Origin of the sequence: Gemmata obscuriglobus, from assembly GCF_008065095.1 — a bacterium.
Lineage (GTDB): Bacteria > Planctomycetota > Planctomycetia > Gemmatales > Gemmataceae > Gemmata > Gemmata obscuriglobus.
Map to the genome: position 1 here is coordinate 453,958 of NZ_CP042911.1, position 20,289 is coordinate 474,246.

At 68.6% G+C, this 20,289-nt stretch carries 14 protein-coding genes; 5 read left to right on the plus strand and 9 right to left on the minus strand.

Annotated features, from left to right (window positions below; translation table 11 throughout):
• Positions 1-40: 40 nt before the first annotated feature.
• The 3 genes from GobsT_RS01990 to GobsT_RS02000 are packed head-to-tail and all read right to left on the minus strand — an operon-like array spanning position 41 to position 2,872.
• Entirely contained in the window at positions 41-745 is a 705-nt protein-coding gene (locus GobsT_RS01990; RefSeq protein ID WP_010043651.1) for an ABC transporter ATP-binding protein, read from the minus strand.
• A 39-nt stretch (positions 746-784) separates the two neighbouring features.
• Complete coding sequence (locus tag GobsT_RS01995) at positions 785-2,155, minus strand: HlyD family secretion protein (RefSeq protein WP_010043650.1); 1,371 nt, start codon at positions 2,153-2,155, stop codon at positions 785-787.
• A gap of 3 nt (positions 2,156-2,158) precedes the next feature.
• Positions 2,159-2,872 (minus strand): TetR/AcrR family transcriptional regulator, encoded by a 714-nt coding sequence (locus GobsT_RS02000; RefSeq protein ID WP_162097380.1) that lies wholly within the window; start codon positions 2,870-2,872, stop codon positions 2,159-2,161.
• A 289-nt stretch (positions 2,873-3,161) separates the two neighbouring features.
• Between GobsT_RS02000 and GobsT_RS02005 the strand changes: the two genes are divergently transcribed.
• The gene (locus tag GobsT_RS02005; protein WP_010043647.1) at positions 3,162-4,403 is read left to right on the plus strand and encodes a TolC family protein; all 1,242 of its coding nucleotides are present in this window, start codon (positions 3,162-3,164) and stop codon (positions 4,401-4,403) included.
• A 400-nt stretch (positions 4,404-4,803) separates the two neighbouring features.
• Here the strand turns inward: GobsT_RS02005 and GobsT_RS02010 are convergent, their stop codons facing one another.
• Genes GobsT_RS02010 through GobsT_RS02020 form a run of 3 tightly spaced genes read right to left on the minus strand, consistent with a single transcriptional unit; the run spans position 4,804 to position 9,180 of the window.
• Positions 4,804-6,231, minus strand: a complete 1,428-nt coding sequence (locus tag GobsT_RS02010) for a DUF1501 domain-containing protein (protein WP_010043645.1) — start codon at positions 6,229-6,231, stop codon at positions 4,804-4,806.
• A 22-nt stretch (positions 6,232-6,253) separates the two neighbouring features.
• Positions 6,254-6,655, minus strand: a complete 402-nt coding sequence (locus GobsT_RS02015; RefSeq protein WP_010043643.1) for a hypothetical protein — start codon at positions 6,653-6,655, stop codon at positions 6,254-6,256.
• A gap of 11 nt (positions 6,656-6,666) precedes the next feature.
• The gene (locus tag GobsT_RS02020) at positions 6,667-9,180 is read right to left on the minus strand and encodes a PSD1 and planctomycete cytochrome C domain-containing protein (RefSeq protein ID WP_010043640.1); all 2,514 of its coding nucleotides are present in this window, start codon (positions 9,178-9,180) and stop codon (positions 6,667-6,669) included.
• 104 nt (positions 9,181-9,284) lie between these two features.
• Between GobsT_RS02020 and GobsT_RS02025 the strand changes: the two genes are divergently transcribed.
• Complete coding sequence (locus GobsT_RS02025; RefSeq protein WP_010043637.1) at positions 9,285-11,633, plus strand: serine hydrolase; 2,349 nt, start codon at positions 9,285-9,287, stop codon at positions 11,631-11,633.
• A gap of 149 nt (positions 11,634-11,782) precedes the next feature.
• Here the strand turns inward: GobsT_RS02025 and GobsT_RS02030 are convergent, their stop codons facing one another.
• A complete protein-coding gene (locus GobsT_RS02030) occupies positions 11,783-12,586 on the minus strand; it encodes a hypothetical protein (RefSeq protein ID WP_010043634.1) in 804 nt (267 codons plus the stop codon).
• Between the two features lie 125 nt (positions 12,587-12,711).
• Between GobsT_RS02030 and GobsT_RS02035 the strand changes: the two genes are divergently transcribed.
• A complete protein-coding gene (locus tag GobsT_RS02035; protein WP_010043632.1) occupies positions 12,712-13,410 on the plus strand; it encodes a sigma-70 family RNA polymerase sigma factor in 699 nt (232 codons plus the stop codon).
• A 36-nt stretch (positions 13,411-13,446) separates the two neighbouring features.
• Entirely contained in the window at positions 13,447-15,843 is a 2,397-nt protein-coding gene (locus GobsT_RS02040) for a serine/threonine-protein kinase (RefSeq protein WP_010043630.1), read from the plus strand.
• Positions 15,844-16,002: 159 nt separating this feature from the next.
• Here GobsT_RS02040 and GobsT_RS02045 read toward each other — a convergent pair whose 3' ends face one another.
• A complete protein-coding gene (locus GobsT_RS02045) occupies positions 16,003-17,775 on the minus strand; it encodes an MFS transporter (RefSeq protein WP_010045724.1) in 1,773 nt (590 codons plus the stop codon).
• Positions 17,776-18,252: 477 nt separating this feature from the next.
• Positions 18,253-19,230 (minus strand): DHH family phosphoesterase, encoded by a 978-nt coding sequence (locus GobsT_RS02050; protein WP_010045727.1) that lies wholly within the window; start codon positions 19,228-19,230, stop codon positions 18,253-18,255.
• Between the two features lie 235 nt (positions 19,231-19,465).
• On the opposite strand from GobsT_RS02050, the gene GobsT_RS02055 reads away from it, so the two are divergent.
• The gene (locus tag GobsT_RS02055) at positions 19,466-20,104 is read left to right on the plus strand and encodes a TetR/AcrR family transcriptional regulator (RefSeq protein WP_010045729.1); all 639 of its coding nucleotides are present in this window, start codon (positions 19,466-19,468) and stop codon (positions 20,102-20,104) included.
• Positions 20,105-20,289 lie beyond the last annotated feature (185 nt).

Genomic DNA, 20,289 nt, shown 5'->3' on the forward strand with positions numbered 1-20,289 from the left:
AGTTACAGGTCGCCAAATGCTCAACACCGAATCCCAGGAACTAAGCGTGCACGGCAGCGGTGTCGTGGACCAGTTGCCCCTTCTCCAGGTGCAGCGTGCGCTGCGCCCGGCCGGCGGCCTTCGGGTCGTGCGTGACCATGATGATCGTCTTGCCCAACTGCGAGCGCAGGATCTCCATCAACTGGAGGATCTCGTCGGCGCTCTTGGTGTCGAGGTCGCCGGTCGGCTCGTCCGCGACGATGAGCGTCGGGTCGGTGACCATCGCGCGGGCGATGCCGACCCGCTGCTGCTGGCCGCCGGAGAGCTGCCCGGGGCGGTGGTCCATGCGGTTCGTGAGCCCCACCAGGCCGAGGGCCGTCTCCACCTGCTTGCGCCGCTGCTCCTTCGTGAGGTTGAGTAGCAGCAGCGGCAGCTCGACGTTCTCATAGGCCGTCAGCACCGGGAGCAGGTAGTAGAACTGGAACACGAACCCGACGTGCCGGGTGCGCCACCGCGCCAGCTCGCTCTCCGACATCGCGGAGATGACGTTCTCGCCGACGGTGATGCTGCCGTCCGTCGGCGTGTCGAGCCCGGCGATGAGGTTCAGGAGCGTCGTCTTGCCGCTCCCCGACGGCCCCATCAGGGCCAAGAACTCGGCCTCGCCCACGTCGAGCGTGAGGTCCCGGAGCACGTGGATCGATTCGGTGCCGCGGGTGAACGATTTGTGCAGGTCGCGCACCTGCACGATGGCGCGGGAAGTGGTCATCGGCTCCTCGTGTGCGGTTGCGGCGTCACTCGTCCAGCGTCACTTTTTCCCGGGCCACGCCTTGCCCCAGGCCGCAGCCCGCTGCGCCTCGTCGCCCCACTGGAGGTCGGTCGCGGGCGAGGGCTCGAACAGGCTCTCGTACACGGTCGCGGTGACGCTCATCTTGGGCTTCAGGAACGCGTCCCGGTCGTTGTCGAGTTCGTCCTTCGCCAGGTAGGCCCGGATGCGCACCTTCACCACGTTCTTGGTGTCGTCCGCGATCGGCATCACCCGGTCCACGACGCCGCGGTACTCCCGGTTCGGGTCGGCGTCCGCCTGGAGTTTGCACCGCTGGCCCGGCCTGATTTTGGTCACTTGCCGCTCGGGCACGTCGATCTCCACCTCCAGCTTCGCGAGGTCCGCGATGAGGCAGATGCCGGCCGCGACGTTGAACGAGTTCGGGCTCACCAGCGCGCCCTTGTCCGCGGACTTCGTCAGGATGGTGCCGTCGATGGGCGCCGTAACCACGCAGTTCTCGACCAGACGCCTGGCCTCGTCGCAGCGGGCCTTCGCGGCGCTCAGATCGGCCTTGGCGGACCGTACCGTCGCGTCGGCGGTTTTGGAGTCGGCCTCGGCGGCCTCGATCTCGCGCTTCGCGGCCTGAATGTCCGCCTCGGCGGCAACGCGGTCGGCGTCCGCGGCCTGCTTGTCGGCGTCAAACCTCTGGTAATCTTGGAGCGAGATGCCGCCGCCCACCCGCTGCTGCTGCGCCTGCTCGAAGTCCTTGGTGGCGCGCCCCTGGAGGGCGATCGCGCGGGTCAACCGGGCCTCGGCCGAGGCCAGTGCGGACTTTACCTTCGCCACCTTGGCCGCGGCCCCGATCAAGCCGGCTTCGGCGCGCGTCACCTGGGCCTCGGCGGCGGCCACCGACGCCACCTCCGTGTTGTGCCGGTTCGCGTACAGGTGATCGAGCAGCGTGGCGAGCCGGTCGCCCTTTTTCACCCGTTTGCCTTCGACGAAGTAGACCTCGGTGATTTCCGCGGCCACGTCCCGCGGGCTGACCGTGATCTGAAGGGACGGGATCACGTTGCCCTTCAGTTGGGTCACCAGCGCGCCGGCCTCGACCTCCGGCGTGCTCGGGCCGCGGGCCGGGCCGGGCGACGCCGGAGCGTTGCCGGCGGCCGGTGCGGTTGTGGGGGCTGCGCCGGCGGGCGCGTCGTCGGCCCGCTGCCCGCCCTTCTGGTACGACCGCACGCCGACGCCCGCCCACGCCGCCGCGAGCAGCCCGCACAGCACCCACGGGAGCCACGAGCCGCCGCGGACGCCCGCGCCGCCCTTGCCGATCTGGTTGTCGAGCCGGAGTTGCTGGACCCGGTTCACGAGGTCGCCGTTCATCGAGGCGCTCGGCCCGGGTTCGGTCGAAACAGCCATACGTTAGCCCTCGCTCCCCGGCGCGCCGGGGGTGGGTGAATCGGGCACCGGCGCGAACAGTGGTGCGAACAGTTTCGTCACCGCGCCGAGCATCTCCGTCCGGTCGAACGCCTCCGGGTCCATCATGAGCTGCACGTCCAACCCGTGAATCAGAGCCTGAACGAGTGCCGCCGCCACCCGCGGCGGGGCGAACCGCGGCTCGGGTACGCTCCCGGCCACATCGGCGGCGATGAACGAACGCCACTCGGCGTACCACTGGGCGAGCCGCTTGCGGTACTCCTCGCGGTGCCCGGTCTGCGCGAGAAACGTGAACAGGATGCTGAGGAGGCTCTGTGCCGGGGGCGTCGGCCACGCGGGGGCGAGGTGCCGCTCCAAGGCGAACCGGAAGCACTCCCCGGCGCGGCCGGTCTGCGGCTTCGGCCCGTCCTCACTCTGGAACTCGCTAATCATCCGCCGCAGCATCCGGTCGTGGACCGCGAGCAGGATCGATTCCTTGGTCGGGAAGTAGTACGTCAGTTGCCCGCGACTCATCCCGGCCCGCTCTTCGATCCGCCCGAGCGACAGGTGCTGGATGCCGTGGCCGGCGATGATGGCCTCCGCCGCATCCAGGATCTGCTCGCGCCGGGTGACCGCGATCTCCGATAGCCCCACCGCCGGGTCACTCAACCCGCGGATCGGGTGCTTGTGCAGCTCTTCACAAGCATTCGCTTCTCGCACCGTGTCATCCATCAGAAAAACGCCGCCCTCTAAGTAATATTGAGAGCGGACGTTCCGTCGAAGGGTCTGAAGCGTAGACCAAGAGGTCTATTTACAATGGCCTGATAGTAGACTGACCAGACTAGGCCGTCAAGACGAACTCAGGCGAAAGGGCGAATTTCCAGCAGACCCCAGCTTCACAGCCGGCGGAACTCATCACCGGGGTAATCGGCGCGATTCGGGCGATCGGCTCAAACGGCGCCATTGATTCGTCCGATGTAAAGGAGAACGGACTTGATTGGGAGGCGGTATGCGTGTGGTGCTCGGAGCGTGTGCGCTCGCGTTCGGCGTTGCCGCCGGGTGCCGCGCGCCTGCGCCGGCTCCGCCCGCCTTCGCGCCGCGGGCTACTGTCGCAGCGAACGCTCCCGAACTCCCGCTCGCCGCCCCCGACCGGGTCGAGCCCGATGTGAGCCGGCTCGCGCGGACGCCCATCAAGCCCATCAGCGCGAGTGCCGAAATCGCTTACCGGCGCCTCACCGAGCCGGCGTGCCAGGCACTCGCGGCGCAACACACACCGGCCGCAAACGCGCTGGACGAAGAGGGGCGTGCCCCCGCCGCGTGTGAACGCCGGACCGACGAATTGAAGCGCGTGTTGCGGTTCTGTGCGGCGCTCGAGCTACGGAACCGGTCGGCGGCCGATGCCGCGGAGCGGTTCTTTCAGCTCGCAGCCGTGGAGGGCCAGACGGACTTCCTCCGGGAGGCCTTTCCCCGCCTCGACGAGTTACTCGATAAGGCGAAGGGCGCAAGGGCCGCGAACGTGCGGTTCCCCCTCGACCCGGCCGATTTGGAGCGGCAACGCGTCCAGATGCTGACGCAGCTCGAGCAGGCGGAAGCCGGCAGCGCACTACTCAACATCGACCTGAAACGCCGCTTGGGACAGCCGGCGGTGAGCGAGCGGCTGTGGCCGAGCGGGGACTTCGGCATCCAAACGGAGGTGCCTCACGTCGAAGAGGAAGTGACCGCCGCGCTCGCGGATCGGCCAGAGTTGCGCGGGCTACGCGCGCTTCACGCGGGCCTGATTCCGGACGCACTTCCACTCGCGCGAGAGCACTTGCGGGGAACCAACCCCTTGCTCGGTTCCGCCCCTCCCCCGCCCCGGGGGCTGGCCAGATTACTGCGTCGCAGCGCAAGCGCCGAAACGCTGTCCGAACTTGAGGTGCGCAGGAAACAGCTCGCGGACCTGATCGAAGCGCGGGAGCGGGCGGTCGCGGACGAGACGCGGGCCGCGGTGGTGTCACTGACGGCACAGGCGCGGAAGGTGCAACTGGCGCGTGACCGGCTCGACCTCTGGGCCGCGCAGCGAACAGACGCCGTGAAGAAGCGCGAAGCGAACCAGCCCGGGGCCGAGTTGCTCGAAGCACAGGTCACCCTCGAATGGCTCAAAGCACGCACGGAAGTGGTCGGGGAGGTGATGGCGTGGCACACCGCCCGCGTGCGCTTAAAAGCCGCGAAGGGCTGGCTCGCCTGGGAGTGTTTGGGCGCGGGGCGGTGAAACTTCGAATGCCGCAAGTCGCCAGGCGGAACGAGCGGCGCCCGGGCCACTCGCACGACTTGAGCACGGTGCGGGTGTCGCGCATCGCCTGTACCACAATGTCCGGCAGCGCCTTGTGAAACTCCGAAGCCCGGCTCGGTGCGGGAACGCGACCAAGTTGTACAAGGGCTTCTGTGATGTGCATACGGCTGGAACGCTCAGCCGTAGGACGCGAACAGATTTGAGGCAACCGCGCACAAGTCAGATACGTCGCGGGGCGGAAACGTGCACCCGCGACGAAACGCAGCGCGGCCGATTTGCGGTGCGGCTGAAATGCGCCCCCGCGGTCGGCACGCGCACGGGCTACCGGTCCGTTGTCGCGCGGGCCTTCGGCTCAGCGACTTGCCCCGCCCCGCCGGTGCTACGCCAGGATCTCCTTCACCACTCGACCGTGGACATCGGTAAGCCGGTAATCGCGGCCCTGGAACTTGTACGTGAGCCGCTCGTGATCGATCCCGAGCAGGTGCAGCATCGTTGCGTGGAGGTCGTGAACCGGGAAGACCTTCTCCTCGGCGTTGTACCCGAACTCGTCGGTCGCGCCGTAGCTGACCCCGCCCTTGATGCCGCCGCCTGCGAGCAGCACGCTGAACCCCTTCATGTGGTGGTCGCGGCCGTTCCCGCCCTGCGACATCGGCGTGCGCCCGAACTCGCCCGTCAACACGATGAGCGTGTCCTCGAACATCCCGAGCCGCTTCAGGTCCTTGATGAGTGCGGCCAGCGGCGCGTCGATTTCCTCGATCTTCAGTTTGATGCCGTCCTTTACCCCGCCGTGGTGGTCCCAATCGCGGTGGTAGAGTTGGATGAACCGCACGCCCTTCTGGGCCATCCGGCGCGCGAGCAGGCAGTTGGCCGCGAACGACCCGTCCGCGCCCTTCGTGCCGTAGCTCTCGAGCACCTTCGCCGGCTCCTTTGACAGGTCCATCAGTTCGGGAACGCTCGTCTGCATCCGGAACGCCAGCTCGTACTGCCCGATGCGGGTGGCGATCTCGGGGTCGTCCACTGCCGCGTTCTGCATCTGGTTCAGGCGTGCGACCGCGTCGATTACGTCCTTCTGCTGCTCCGCGCCCACCCCGGGCGGGTTGGTCAGGTACAGCACCGGGTCGCCCTTACCCCGCAGTTGCACGCCCTGAAACTTGCCCGGAAGGAACCCCGCCGACCACTGGCGCGACGCGATCGGCTGGTTCTGCCCGCCGCGGCCGTTCGAGGTCATCACCACGAACCCGGGCAGGTCGGCCGACTCACTCCCGATGCCGTAGGTGAGCCAGCTCCCCATGCTCGGGCGGCCCGACACGCTGGAGCCGCTGTTCATGAACGTGTGCGCCGGGTCGTGGTTGATCGCCTCCGTTTTGCACGAGCGGACCACGCACAGGTCGTCCGCGACCTCGGGCAGGAACTTGAACAGCTCGTTCATCTCCTGTCCGCTCTGGCCGTGCTTCTTGAAGCCCCACTGCGGGCCGAAGCAGGTCAGCTTTGCCCCCTGGAGCTGCGCGATCGGCTGGCCCTTGGTCACGCTCTCGGGCATCGGCTGGCCGTGCCGCTTGGCGAGTTCGGGCTTGTGGTCGAACAGTTCGAGGTGACTGGCGCCGCCGGCCATCACCATAAAGATGACCCGCTTGGCCTTCGGCGGGACGTGCGGCTTCGTAACCACGCCGCGCGGCGGCGGAGTAGCCCCGGCAACGGCCTGTGGCAGCAGCGAGGAGAGTGCGAGCGCGCCGACTCCGCGGCACGATTGTGTGAGGAACGTGCGGCGCTGGTGCAATCGGATCGCGGCGAGGAGATCGGCGTTCATGGCGAGGGTCCGGCGGGGCGGGTCAGCGGGTCAGAGCCTGGCGCAACTTCTCTTTCGGGTACTCGACGGCGTAGACGGTCAGCGCACCGTAAGCGACGAGCAACAGCGCGACGGTCGCGATCAACACGACGGCTTGAGCCGCACCGGTTCGCCGCAGCGCCCAGATCGCAGCGAAATCCGCGGCCAGTGCCGCTCCGGCGGCGAGCCCCAGCGCCCACCAGTAGTCCGCTACGAGAGTCGAAAGGCTCACAACGAACCGGGTGGCCTTGGGCAGCGTGAGGGCGTACCGGTCGAAGACCTGCGCCGCCGGCGGCACGTAAATGACGTAAAGGACGAACAGCCCGAACAGAAGCGCCGCGTGCAGTGCGACGCCCCAGGCCGAGGTGCCGAACCCGCGCGGCGGCGGTGCGTATGACGCGCTCATCGCTGACTCCCTCACGGCCTCGTGATCGTCTCGTGCAGGTTCAGGACGACACGACATACGCTCACCCACGCGGCCAGCTCTTCGGGCTTGGCGTCCTTCGGCGGGGCCGCGTCGCCGACCGCGAGCAGCTTCTTCGCCTCGTCGGGCTTCGCGGCGAACTGCCGGCGGTGCTTGTTCAGTACGCCCGTCAGCACCTGAACCTCTTCAGGCTTCGGTACCCGTCCGGTGGCCCGCTCGAACGCCCACGCCGTTCGCGCCCCATCGCCGGCCCCGCCTTCTCGAAGCGTCTTCGCCGCGAAGGCGTTCGCCGCTTCCACGAACTCCGGGTCGTTGAGCAGCACGAGCGCCTGCTGCGGGATGTTCGATTTCGGGCGGTCGCAGGTACACTCTTCGCGGCTAGGAGCGTCGAACGCGACCATCGCCGGGTGCGGAAAGGACCGCTGCCAGTGCGTGTACATGCCGCGGCGGTACACCTTGTCGCCGGCGTCCTTCTGCCACTCGCGTGCCGGGAAGTTGAGCGCCGCCCAGTACCCCGCAGGCTGGTACGGTTTCACACTCGCGCCGCCGACCTGCGGGTTCAGTAGCCCGCTCACGCGCAGCGCCGTATCGCGGATGAACTCGGCGTCGAGGCGCTGGCGGGTCTGGCGCGCGAACAGCTTGTTCATGGGGTCGCGCTCGCGCACGGCCGGCGTCTCCGCCGACGACTGGCGGTAGGTGGAGGAGAGAACCATGAGCCGGGCCAAGCCCTTCACGTCCCATTTGGCCGCGAACTCGGTTGCGAGCCAGTCGAGCAGTTCCGGGTGTGTCGGCAGTTCGCCCTGAACGCCGGTTTCTTCGAGCGACCGCGCGAGGCCGTACCCGAAGAACACACGCCACAGCCGGTTCGCAGTCGCGCGGGCGGTGAGCGGGTTCTCGGGCGACACGGTCCAGCGCGCGAGGTCGAGCCGCGTGTACCGCGCCCGGCCCGCGGGGAGCGGCGGGAGCGGTGGCAGGAACGCGGGCGTGTTCGGCTTCACCTCCGGCCCGCTGTCGTCGAGCCAGTTGCCGCGCGGCAGCACGCGGACCGTGCGCGGCGGGCCGCTCTGCGTCATGAGAACGCGCGGAATGGTCTTGTCGAACGCCGCTCGCGCGGCGGTCGCGCCGTCGAGCGCGTCGCGATCGGCCTTGAAGTCGGGCGCGTTGTCGCGAGCGAACACCGCGAGCCGCCCGACTTCCGCGGACGAGCGCTTATCGGGCGACTTTGCCAGAATCGCCCTCACGTCTGCCGAAACGACCACCCGCGCGGGTTCCTTCTTCACGGTCGCGGGGTTCGGCCATTTCTCCACGTCAGCGAACGCGTCGTCATCAGCCGCAAACGCCTTTGCTGCGGCTTCGAGCTTCGCGGACGCGATCCGGACGTTCCGCACGAGGCGATTCAGTTCGCTTTCCTGCTCCGCGGTCATGATGGGCGTCCCGGGGCCGCGCCCGCCCACCGCCGGCTCCTGGATATCGGCGAAGAACGCCGCCACGGAGTAAAAATCGGCCTGCGTGTACGGGTCGAACTTGTGGTTGTGGCACTCGGCGCACATGAGCGTGCCGCCGAGCCACACCTGCCCGTAGTTGCGGACGCGGTCGGCGGAGTACTTGGCGATATACTCCTTCGCCTGCGCCCCGCCCTCTTCGGTCGTTTGCAGCAGCCGGTTGTACGCGCTGGCGACCTTTTGTTGCAGCGTCGCGTTCGGCAACAGGTCTCCCGCGAGTTGCTCAACGGTGAACTGGTTGAACGGCTTGTTCTCGTTGAAACTGCGGATCACGTAGTCGCGGTACGGCGACACGTTCATCGGGTTGTCGCTGTGGTAGCCGATGCTGTCGGCGTACCGCACGAGGTCGAGCCACCACACCGCCATGCGCTCGCCGAAGTGAGGGGACGCGAGCAGCTTGTCGACCAGTTTCTCGTAAGCGTCAGGCGCCTCATCGTTCACGAAAGCTCGCACCTCTTCGGGAGCGGGCGGGAGCCCGGTGAGGTCGAACGAGAGGCGCCGGATCAGCGTGACGCGGTCCGCCTCTTTGGCAGGCGCCACCTGTTCCGCCGCGAGGCGCGCGAGGATGAACTTGTCGATCACGTTTCGTGCCGCGGGGCCAACGTCCGGCACCGCCGGGCGGGTCAGTTGTGCAAACGCCCAGTGACCGGAGTACTTCGCACCCTCCGCGATCCACCGCTTCAGCGTGGCGATCTGCCGTCCGGTGAGCGGCGGCTTCTTCAGCTTCGCCGGCGGCATCCGCAGTTCGTCTTCGGTCGTGCAGATGCGCGTGATGATCTCGCTCGCGTCCGGTTTCCCGGGCACGAACGCCCCGGCCTTCAGCGCCGCCTCGCGGACATCAAGGCGCAAGTTCGCTTTGCGGGTCTTCTCGTCCGGCCCGTGGCACTGAAAGCACTGGTTCGACAGGATAGGGCGAACGTCGCGGGCAAAATCGACCGGCGGCTCTGGGGCGGCGCGGGCGGTTGCTGGGCAAAGGGCGCATGCGAGAAGGAGAAGCGGTCGCATGGGATTTCGTCGGGGCGGGTGGGGCCGGTCGGTGAGTTGGTAGTATACCGGGACGAACCGGACGATTGCAAATACCATCGGTCCGCCTTTTGATTGGAGCACACATGCGCTGCCTCGTTGCTCTTGTCGTCGGCTGCGCGCTCGCGCCCCGCGCGCACGCCCAGCCGTCGGTGCCGGCCGCGGAGCCGTACCGGGCCGCCGTGGCGGAGGCCGAGAAGCTCATCGAGCACGAGGTCGGGGACAAGAAGCTCCCGGCGCTCTCGGTCGCGCTGGTGGACGATCAGAAGGTGGTCTGGGCCGCCGGGTACGGGTTTCAGGACCGCGGGCGTAAAACCCCGGCCACCGCGGAAACCGTGTACCGCGTGGGGTCGGTGTCGAAGCTGTTCACCGATGTCGCGGTGATGCAGTTGGTGGAAGACGGCAAGCTCGACATCGACGCGCCGGTGGCGAAGTATGTCCCCGAGTTCAAGCCGTCTTACAGGGACGGCGAAAAGCCGATCACGCTGCGGATGCTGATGTCGCACCGGTCGGGTCTGATCCGCGAACCACCAACCGGGAACTACTTCGACCCTTCGGAGCCGAGCCTCGAGAAGACGGTACTGAGCATGAACGGCATCGGACTGGTGTACCCGCCGTCGTCGCGCATGAAGTACTCGAACGCGGCCATCGGGGTGGTCGGGTACACGCTCCAGCAGTCGCAAAAGGAGCAGTTCGAGAAGTACGTTCAGCGGCGCGTGATCGACCCGCTGGGGATGAACGCGAGTTCGTTCCTTCCCACCGCCGGGGTCAAAAAAGGGCTCGCGGACGCGGTGATGTGGACGTACCACGGAAAGGAGTTCCCGGCGCCGACCTTCGAGCTGGGCGCGGCCCCCGCGGGGTGCATGTACTCGACCGTTCTGGACCTCGCGAAGTTCCAGTCGTGCCTGTTCGCGGACGGAAAAGTGGCCGATAAGGCGTTCCTGAAGCCCGAGAGCATCAAGGAGATGCTGAGCCCGCAGTTTTCCGAGAACGACGCCCTGCGGCAGTTCGGCCTGGGGTTCGTGCTCGGCGAACTCGACGGTAAGAAGCGTGTGGGGCATGGTGGCGCCATTTACGGTTTCGCGACCGAGTTCGCGCTGCTCCCGGGTGAGAAGCTCGGGGTGGTCGTGGTGTCGTCGCGCGACTCGTCCAACGCTGTCGTCACCCGGATCGCGAACGACCTGCTGCGGCTCGCGGTCGCGGCCAAGGCCGGCAAACCGCTACCGGCGATCGAAACCAGCGAACCGCTGAAGCCCGAAGAGACCCGGGCGCTGGTCGGCCGCTACCGCAGCGGCGACCGGTGGCTCGACCTGTCCGAGTCCTTCGGCCGGCTGTTCGTGGAATCGGGCCGCGGCGGCTCCCGCATCGAACTCCGGAAAGCGCCCGGCGGTCTCGTCGCCGATGACGTGACCGCGTGGGGCGCCCGGTACACCCTTACTGATGGCAAGCTCGCGATCGGGAAGTTTACGTTCGAGAAAGAGAAGCCCCGCGCCGCGGCTCCCGCGGACGCCCCCGGGAAGTTCGCGGGGCTGATCGGCGAGTACGGCTGGGATCACCTGCCGCTCATCATCTACGAGAAAGACGGCCAGCTCCACGCGCTCATCGAGCTGACCGAGATCGACCCGTTGACCCAGGAATCGGACGACGTGTTCGCGTTCCCTCCGGACCGCGGGATGTACTACGGCGAGAAGCTCGTGTTCTCGCGCGACAAGACCGGCCGGGCGACGAAGGTGACGTGCGCGAGCGTGGTCATGGACCGCCGCAAACTGGACGGCGAGAACGGCGAGACGTTCAAGGTGAAGCCGACCAAGCCGCTCGCGGAGGTTCGCAAGGGCGCACTGGCCGCGACACCGCCCGTCGAAAAGGGCGAGTTCCTCAAGCCCGATCTGATCGACCTCGCCACGATCGAGGGCGTGAAGTTCGACATCCGGTACGCGACCGACAACAACTTCCTTAGCGCCCCGTTCTACACGTCGGCGAAGGCGTTCATGCAGAAGCCGGCCGCCGCGGCGCTCGCGCGCGTTCACACGACGCTGAAGGAGCAGGGGTACGGGCTTCTGGTGTTCGACGCGTATCGGCCGTGGCACGTCACGAAGATGTTCTGGGACGCGACACCCGAGAAGTTTCACGGCTTCGTCGCCGACCCGTCGAAGGGCTCGCGCCACAACCGCGGGTGCGCGGTCGATCTTGCCCTGTACGACCTGAAGACCGGCAAGCCGATCGAGGTGGTGAGCGGGTACGACGAGTTCTCCGACCGCGCGTTCCCGGACTACATGGGCGGCACTTCAAAGCAGCGCTGGCACCGCGACCTGTTGCGGCGAGCGATGGAGGCCGAGGGGTTCACGGTGTATGAGGAGGAATGGTGGCACTTCGACTACAAGGACTGGAAGAAGTACCCCATCCTGAACAAGACCTTCGAGGAGCTGACGCGCTGATCGCGCTCGCGGAGCGGTACGAGCCGGCCGCGGACGACCGTTCGAGTTTGCTCCGGCCGCCCCAACGATCGTGCGGCCGCAAACGACACGGCCCCGGGAGGGGATCCCGGGGCCGCGGCGAGTCAGCGGGCTGGCGCCCGCCGATTCGGTCAGTGGATCGCAAGGACGCGCGGTTGCGGCGCGATTTCGAACTCCTGCTCCTCTTCCTCGCGGCCGGGGCGGCGCTCACCGCCCGGCCCACCGGGACCGCGCCCGCCGGGCCTCATACCCGGTTGCCCGCCGGGGCCGCCCGGCCCACGCCCACCCGGGCCGAACCCGCCTGGGGCTCCGAAGCCGAACCCGCCGCGCCCGCCCGGACCCGCCGGGCCGGAGAACCCGCCTCGCCCACCCGGCTCGCCTGGTCCGAAGCCGCCGCGCCCGCCGCGCCCACTCGGTCCCGCGGCCGGGCCACCCGGACCGCGGCCGTGGATCGCCCCGATCAGCTTCCGCGCGGCGACCGCCTTCGCCGGATCGTCCCCGTCGGCCAGCTTCTGCAGCGCCGGCAGGGCCGCCGGCCCGACCGCCACCAGTGCCCCGCGGGCGCTGTCACGCACCGTGTCATGCGGATCGGTAATCTTGCTCAACAGCGTTGCCACCCACGCGTCTACCACCGCGTCGGACTTCGGTGCCGGCCCCTTCGGACCGGACGCGCCTCTCTCGTCACCTTTCCTCTCGAATTTCTTCTCCTCGAATTTCCTCTCCTCGCCCTTCCGGTCGCCTTTCTTGTCGCCCTTCTTGTCTTCACCTTTACCTTTGCCGAACGGCGGTTGCCCCTTACCGAACGCCGGACCGCCCTTGCCGAACGGGGGCTGATTGTCGTCCGCGCCGTCCTGTTGCGCCATCACCACCACCGCCGATCCCGCGATCCCGATCACCAGGACCGCCGGGGCGAACACCTTCGAGAGCCAAAACATGTACGTTCTCCGCAGCGCGGGAGAGGTCTGATCCGGGGCGAAACGGTCGCCCAACGGATCGCGTTCCCTGGCATAATGACAAACGGTGGGCGTTCGGCGTCGCGACCCGTGCTCAGAACCTTTTCATGGGCCGGCCCGCGGTCGCGGCCCTCGGCCGGCGGCGTTTAATTCATGAGACCGACGAGGGCGTGCTGATGGCCGTGGAAGCCGAAAAGGATATTGCGGACCTGCTGGGCCGGGTGCGCGGCGGCGACCAGCCGGCGCTGGCCGAGCTGTTCGCCAAGCACCGCGACAAGCTGCGCCGGATGGTGCAACTGCGGCTGGACCCTCGGCTCACGGGCCGCGTTTCGCCGTCGGACGTGCTGCAAGAGGCGTACATCGACGCGCTGAAGCGCATCGACCACTACTTCGAGAAGCCGGACCAGCCGTTTTTCGGCTGGCTGCGGTTGGTCGTGGGGCAGCGGTTGGCCGATGTCCACCGCGAGCACCTGGCTCAGAAGCGCGACATCGGTCAGGAGGTCTCGATCGACCGCGGCGCGACCGCCGCCGACTCGGCGTGCCTGGCCGCGTGCCTGCTCGGGAACGGGAGCAGCCCGAGCCACGCCGCCGCCCGCACCGAGTCGTTCGCGCGGCTCGAGCAGGCCCTCGCGGCGATGGACCCGCTCGACCGCGAGGTGCTGGCCCTGCGGCACTTCGAGGAGCTGAGCAACACCGAAACGGCCTCCCTACTGGGGGTGCAGCCCGCGGCCGCCAGCAAGCGGTACGTCCGGGCGCTGGCCCGGCTCAAACAGATTCTGGAAACGATCCCCGGGTTCACCGGGTGACGCGCCCCGCTCCGGCCCGCCCGAGACAGGTGCCCCATGCTCTCCGACGACCGCGACCCCGTGGACGTGCTGGCCGAGGAGTTCGCCGACCGGCTCCGGCGGGGCGAGCACCCGTCCGTGAGCGCCTACGCGGCGGCCCACCCCGACCACGCGGAGCAGTTGCGCGAGCTGCTACCCGCGGTCGCACAGATGGAACTGCTCAAGCGGTTCCGCACCCCCGGCGCGGAGCCGTCGCTCCCGGACCGCCTGGGCGACTTCCGCATCGTGCGCGAACTCGGCCGCGGCGGCATGGGGGTGGTGTTCGAGGCGGTTCAAGAATCGCTCGGGCGGCCCGTCGCGCTGAAGGTGCTCGCCCGGCACGCCCAGCTCGACCGGACCCGGCGCGAGCGGTTCGTGCGCGAGGCGCAGGCCGCGGCCAAATTGCACCACACGAACATCGTGCCGGTGTTCGGCGTCGGGGAGCAGGACGGGCTGCCGTACTACGTCATGCAACTGATCCCCGGGTGCGGGCTCCACGCGCTCGTCCGCCTGTGGCGGCGGCAGCTCGGCAGGAGTGCCGAAGCGGCCCGCGAGACGCTCGCGCACGGCCCCGGGACGAAGCCCGCCGCGGCCCCGCCTTACGAGGCCGTTGAGCCGGAGCCGGACGGCCCGAACTACGGCGACTGGCGGTTCGTTGCCGGGGCCGGGCTCCAGGCGGCCGAGGCGCTCGATTACGCCCACCAGCACGGCGTGCTGCACCGCGACGTGAAGCCCGCGAACCTGCTGTTCGACGGCGCGAGCGTGTGGGTCGCGGACTTCGGCCTCGCGAAGCTGATGAACGCCGACGGCCTCACCGCGACCGGCGACATCCTGGGCACGCTCCAGTACGTGCCGCCCGAAGGGCTGAGCGGCCGGTCCGACGACCGCAGCGACGTGTACGGCCTCGGGGCCACGCTGTACGAGCTGCTGACGCTCGAACCGCCCTACTCCGCGGACTCGCCCGCGCGCCTCGTCAAGCAAGTGACTGACGCGGACCCGCCGCCGCCCCGGGCGCTCAACCCCGATATTCCCCGGGACCTGGAAACCATCGTGCTGAAGGCGATGGCCCGCGAGCCGTCGGCCCGGTACCCCAGCGCGCGCGAGCTGGCCGACGACCTCGACGCCTTCCTCAACGACCGGCCCATCAAGGCCCGGCGGCTGTCGCTCCCGGCGCGCGTGTGGCGCGTGTGCCGGCGGAACCCCGCGGTCGCCTCGCTGACGGCCACCACAGTCGCAGCCCTGGCCCTGGCCGCGGTGACCGGGTGGGTCTGGTTCGCGCGCGAAGAGGACCGGCGCAAGGAGGCCGAGGAAGCGCGGGCCAAAGCCGACCGGGCGACCGCCGAGGCCGTCGCGCTTTCGGCTCGGCTCGAGGCGAATTTGAAGCTGTCGCTGGACACGATGGAGAAGGTGTTCGAGGTGGCCAGCGCGAGCGGCCAACCCGGATCGTGGCTGCCCATCCCGCGCGGGCCGATCGGCGGGCGCGGCCCCGAGCACCGCGGGCCGTTCGGCGGGTTCGGGCCGAAGGACGGACCGTTCGGCGGCCCGAAGGACGGGTCCAAAGACGGCCAGGACGGCGGCCCCGGCGGCCCGCACACCGAACTCGCCGCCGACAAGGCCGCGATCCTCGAAGCGGTGCTCGCGTTTTACGACAAGTTCGTGGAGCAGAACCCGCCGACCCCGCGGCTCCAGTTCGAGGCCGCCAAGGCGTCGCGCCGGGTGTGCGAGGCCCATATGTGGCTGCGGCGGCCCGAGAAGGCGGCGGCCGCGTTCGACCGCGCGGTGACGCTCCTGGAGCCGCTCGTCCGAGACAACAAGGACAACGAGGGGATGCGGACCGAACTGGTGATGGCGTACCTGACCGCGCCGCCGGGCGTGTTCCCGCAGGACCCCGAGCGGCCGCTCCGCCGCGCCGCCGAACTGGCCGAAGGGCGCGAGTGGCTGAGTGGGTCGGTGAGGGTGCGGGCCGGCTGGACCGCGGAGCAGGGCGGCAACCGTACCGCGGCTGCGGCGAACTACGATGCAGCGATCGTGTCGTTCACGGACCCCGAGGTGGTCCCGCCGGCGCATGCGCACCTCGAACTAGGGTTCACACGCTATCGACTCGCGAGCGTGCTGTCGGCGCAAGGGAAGTTGTCCCTGGCGCGCAAGACGCTCGAAGAGTCGGTGGAATCGCTCGCCCCACTGGCCGGACCTCCGACGGAGCGCCCGGGCGAGGGACCGCGTCTCCGCCACGAGCGCGAGCTGCTGGCTGCGACCTACGGCGCGTTGGCCGAAGTCTGCGCCCGGCTGAACGACACCCGCGCGTCCTGGAACGCATCCGATAAAGCCACGCAATACGGCGAGTTCGGCGGCTTCGGCGGCATGCGGGGCAAAAAGGACGGCAAGAAGGACTGGCAGCCGCTCAAGAAAAATTAGCCGCCCTCGCGTTGTGTCTGGAGTGTGGCCCGCTCGCTCCGCGAGCGGTGCTTCGCGCGTCAGATCACGGTTACGAATCGCAGCACCGGCCACATCGCAACCGCTCGCGGAGTGAGCGGACCACACCCCAGACACCACACGGGTTCCGCGCGAACCGCGTCAATCGTCCTTCGCGGGCGGGATCGGGTCGACCGGCTTTACCGCCTTCGGTTCGACCGGCGCGGGCGCCTCGGCCTTCCCGTCCTTCTCGTCCTTCGGAGCCGGCGCGTCGAACGCAGCCAGGTACGCCGAGAAGCCCTTGTAGCTGTCGAGCGGGTAATCCTCCTGCTTCTTGCCCGGCGCGTGGCACGTCGCGCACCGGTTGTCGATCAGCGTCTTGATCTTCACCTTACCGTCTTTCACGAAGTCCGGCGTGACGGCCTTGTCGCCCCCGCCCGGGAACTCGAACGTGTCGGCCTCGTAGCTGCTCTTGCGCACCGCGTCCGGGCTGCGCGCCCACGCGACCAGCGCATTAAGGTCGCTCTGGCGCTGGGCCTTGAGCTTGTCCTGCTCGGCCGGCGAGCCGCTCTTCATCGCGTCCGCGTACTTCTTTTCCTTGTCGAAGAACGCGCGGATCATGCCGCCGTCTTCCCCCCCCGCGAACTTCAGCTCGGTCAGCGGAACCGGCTTGCCCGCGGGATCGAGCGGCCGCGTCAACAGCCGGTCGATTTCGTTGATCGGCTTCTTGGGCGTGACCACCACCGGAACAAAAGGTTCCTTCTTGTCTTCCATCTTCTTGTCCTCAGGCTTCTTGACCTCGGGCTTCTTGATCTCGGGCTTGCCCGCGTCCGGTTCCGGGTCCGCGGCCTGCTTGTCCTCGACCTTCGGCTTCGGCAGGGCGGGCACGAGCAACTTCGTCACGAACGCCCCGCCCGCGACCGCGCCCACCACGAACAGCAGCCCGATCACCACCCGCCCCTTGAGCCCGTACATGGTGAACAGGCTGCCGGCGATGTGGACGAACAGCCCGACGGCGGCGAGGAACCCGGTGAGGATCACGGCCATCGCGAAGAACGGCCCGTACTCGTCGCACAGCCGGGCGAGCCACCACATCGACACGTCCGCGAACACCATGACCACGACCCACGGCCCGCCGATCACGCGCATCCACGCCGGCCAACTGCTCAGCGCGAAGATCAGCCCCGTGAGCGAGAACAGCACCGCGAAGCTCAGCAGGTGGGCGTGGGTCGATTGCGTCAGCTTGCTGATGCTGATCGGCTCCTCGACCTTGATGTAGCCGTACTTGTCGGGCTGCGGCGGGGGCGGCGGGGGCGGAACGAACTTCATCAGCCCCGCGTAGCTGTCGAGCGCCGGCTCCTCCTTCTCGCCGCCCTTCGAGTGGCACGTCACGCACCGGGAGTCGATCAGCGTCTTGATCTTGACCGCGTCGCCGTCCTTCAGCCCCGCGGTCAGGGCCTTCGGCGTCTTGCCGGCGGGCGGCACGAACTTGTCGGCCTCGTAGGCCGCCTTACGCTCCGCGTCCGGCGTGCGGATCCACTGCACGAGCACCCGCTGCTCGCCCTTGCGCTCGGCCCGCACCTCGGCCTCCGGGCGCGCCTTGACGTGCTCCGAGAACTTGAGGTGCTTCGGCCCGCGGTCGTGCGCGGTGAACGCGCCGGCCATCGTGCTGCCGTTGATCTCTTCCGTCTGGGCGACGATCAGCGCCTCGAGCCGGGATGCCGGTGACTCCGGGGGCGGCGCGTTGGGGTCGAACTTCTTCTTGCCGGTGAACTTCAGCACCACGTCCTCGGGCGTGGGCATCGGCTTGCCGGACTTCGAGTCCTGGATGTGCAGTTGCAGCACCGCCGACGAGTACCCGGCGCCCACCGCGAGCAGGAACACGGTCGCCACCACCTTGACGGGCAGGGGCAGGTCACGGAGCGTGTAACTCATTGGGAACTCCAGAAGGAGTTGTGGTAGGTCTCGTTATCGAGCGTCACCCGGCCGTAACAGGAGTCCGGTCGGGGCGGGAACCGCCAACCGGTCGGTCGGCACACCCGGCATTTCCCACCCCTAATTTCCCGATTCGGCACTTCCAGAAGTTTTCGCTTCCCGCATCCGTGCCGGGCGGAGCATTGGCAACGGGCACCGAACCGCGAAGCACGCTCGTTGGCGCCGATTAACTGCGTTGCAAACGCTGCCGTTGCAAATACTTACAGTCGTTATTCGGCGTGCGGCCGGACCCGCTCCCGGTCGCATTCGACCCGACCGCGGTGCCCGGAACGCACGATTCGCGTGGTAGCGACCACCCAGCGAACCGCCAGCGAATGGGTAGTCCACGGCCAGCAGATGTCCCGTCGCGGCCCCATTGGCTACCGGCGGTGTCGCGCTGTAACCCCCGTTACAGCGCGGGCGAGCAAGCCGCACGCCTTACTGGCCCGCCAGGACGGCTTCGGCCGCGGCGAGCACCTCCTCGCGGGCCTCCGCGAGCGGCTTCCCGAGCCGGGCGCCGCTCGCGAGCTTGTGCCCGCCGCCGCCCCACTTCTCGGCGAGCTTGGACACGTCGGCGGCCCGCGACCGGAAGCTCACCTTCGTCCCGCCGCCGGGCTGCTCGATGAACACCAGCGCCAGCTCCACGCCCTCCACCGAGCGCGGGTAGTTGATCAGGTCTTCCGTGTCGCCCGGGACGGACCCGGTTTTCTCGTAGTCGGCCAGCGCGATCTCGGTGAACCCGATCTTCCCGTTCGCCCGCACCCCGAGCCGCTCCAGGGCCACCGCGGTGAGCTTGAACCGGGCCAGCGAGGCCGCCTCGTACAACTGCTCGTACAGGGCCGTCGGGTTCGCCCCGGCCGCGACCAGTTCGCCGCATAGCGCGAAGGTCTGCGCCGTCGCGTTCGGGTGCCGGAACCAGCCCGTGTCGGTCGCCACCGCCATGAACAGGTGGTTCGCCGCCGCCGCGCTCAGCGGGGCGCCCAGGGCGCGGATCAGCTCGTAGGCGAGCCGACCGGCGGCCTCCGCGGTGGTGTCCACCAGTTGGAGCCCGCCCAGGTCGTCCTGCGTGCGGTGGTGGTCCACGACCGCACGCGGCAGCGGCGACTTCCGCAACCAGTCGCCGAAATCGCCGAGCTGGTTCCACGTCCCGGTGTCGAGGATCACCACGCAGTCCCGGTCCGTGAACGCGGCCGGCTTGAAGTCCTCAATGACCGCCCGCTTGGGGTCGAGGAACTCGTACCGCGGGAGCAGCTTGCTGGCGATCGCCACGCGGGGGTACTTTCCGATGGCAGCGAGCGCGTCGCGGAGCGCCAACTGCGCGCCCATCCCGTCGGCGTCCGGGCGCACGTGGGTCATCAGGAGCGGGCGGTCGTGACGGCGCAGGAGGTCAACCAGCGGGGACCAGTCGAGCGGCATGTAATGCGTTCCAATGGCGAGATAGGTGAATTGTAACCGGCCCACCGCATCCGGAAACGAGAATTCGGGCGCCGCGCCGGCGGAAGTGACCGCGCGAGCCGGAACGGGACACCGCCCCGAAATTCGCCAGTCTTTCCGAACCGAGTGAAAGTTGGGCTTGTCGCTTATTTCACAAGTGGTTACTATTTACCGGACGGACCAATCCGTTAAATATCTAAAATCAGTGAAACGCCGTATGAGTGTCACTGAGAACCGGAAGCCCGGGCGCCCGCGCGACCCCGATCTGGAGGCGCGGCGCAAGGCCCAGATCCTGGACACCGCCGCCCGCGTGTTCGCCACCTTCGGGTTCGCGAACACGCAGGTGCAGACCATCGCCAACCACCTCGGGGTCGGGAACGGGACCGTGTACCGGTACTTCCCGACCAAGGAGCAACTGTTCCTCAGCGCCGTCGAGCGCGGGCTGAAGGAGCTGGAAGCCGAGATGGACGGCGTGCTGGCGCAGCCCCACCAAGGGGCCGACCTGATCCGCGCCGCGGTGCGGGCGTACCTGGGGTTCTTCCACCGGCGGCCCGAGATGGCGGAGCTGTTCATCCAGGAGCGGGCCGCGTTCCCGCACCACCACCGGCCGCTCTACTTCGTCACCAAGAACGCCGAGGCCGAGTGCAAGCACGAGGCGTTCTTCAACCACCTCGTGAGCGCCGGCGCGATCCGGGCGGTGCCGCGGGAGCGGTTCTTTAACGTGCTGGGCGATCTGCTGTACGGCACCATCCTCACCAACCTGCTGACCGGCCGCCCGAGCGACCCGGACGCGCAGGCCGCGGACGTGCTCGATGTGGTGCTGAACGGTGTTCTTGCGGCAAAGGAGACGCGATGAGCGCAGAACCGACACCCCTCGAAGGCACCCAAAGCAACCCACCCCCCGGCCCCCGCGCCGCGCTCGCCGGCCCTGTCAGCGGAGCTTCCGCGGGCCGGCGGGCAGGGAGGGGGGGGGCGGCGGATGCCCCTCGCACGCTCGATTCGCAAGGCGTTTCGGGAGTGCCTTCTCTCCCCCTTCCCTTC

What these genes read in the sequence shown, in the direction of transcription:
- GobsT_RS01990 (WP_010043651.1), bottom strand. Translation starts at nt 745, where the DNA reads ATGACCACTTCCCGCGCCATCGTGCAGGTGCGCGACCTGCACAAATCG.
- GobsT_RS01995 (WP_010043650.1), bottom strand. Translation starts at nt 2,155, where the DNA reads ATGGCTGTTTCGACCGAACCCGGGCCGAGCGCCTCGATGAACGGCGAC.
- GobsT_RS02005 (WP_010043647.1), top strand. Translation starts at nt 3,162, where the DNA reads ATGCGTGTGGTGCTCGGAGCGTGTGCGCTCGCGTTCGGCGTTGCCGCC.
- GobsT_RS02010 (WP_010043645.1), bottom strand. Translation starts at nt 6,231, where the DNA reads ATGAACGCCGATCTCCTCGCCGCGATCCGATTGCACCAGCGCCGCACG.
- GobsT_RS02015 (WP_010043643.1), bottom strand. Translation starts at nt 6,655, where the DNA reads ATGAGCGCGTCATACGCACCGCCGCCGCGCGGGTTCGGCACCTCGGCC.
- GobsT_RS02020 (WP_010043640.1), bottom strand. Translation starts at nt 9,180, where the DNA reads ATGCGACCGCTTCTCCTTCTCGCATGCGCCCTTTGCCCAGCAACCGCC.
- GobsT_RS02025 (WP_010043637.1), top strand. Translation starts at nt 9,285, where the DNA reads ATGCGCTGCCTCGTTGCTCTTGTCGTCGGCTGCGCGCTCGCGCCCCGC.
- GobsT_RS02030 (WP_010043634.1), bottom strand. Translation starts at nt 12,586, where the DNA reads ATGTTTTGGCTCTCGAAGGTGTTCGCCCCGGCGGTCCTGGTGATCGGG.
- GobsT_RS02035 (WP_010043632.1), top strand. Translation starts at nt 12,712, where the DNA reads ATGGGCCGGCCCGCGGTCGCGGCCCTCGGCCGGCGGCGTTTAATTCAT.
- GobsT_RS02040 (WP_010043630.1), top strand. Translation starts at nt 13,447, where the DNA reads ATGCTCTCCGACGACCGCGACCCCGTGGACGTGCTGGCCGAGGAGTTC.
- GobsT_RS02045 (WP_010045724.1), bottom strand. Translation starts at nt 17,775, where the DNA reads ATGAGTTACACGCTCCGTGACCTGCCCCTGCCCGTCAAGGTGGTGGCG.
- GobsT_RS02050 (WP_010045727.1), bottom strand. Translation starts at nt 19,230, where the DNA reads ATGCCGCTCGACTGGTCCCCGCTGGTTGACCTCCTGCGCCGTCACGAC.
- GobsT_RS02055 (WP_010045729.1), top strand. Translation starts at nt 19,466, where the DNA reads ATGAGTGTCACTGAGAACCGGAAGCCCGGGCGCCCGCGCGACCCCGAT.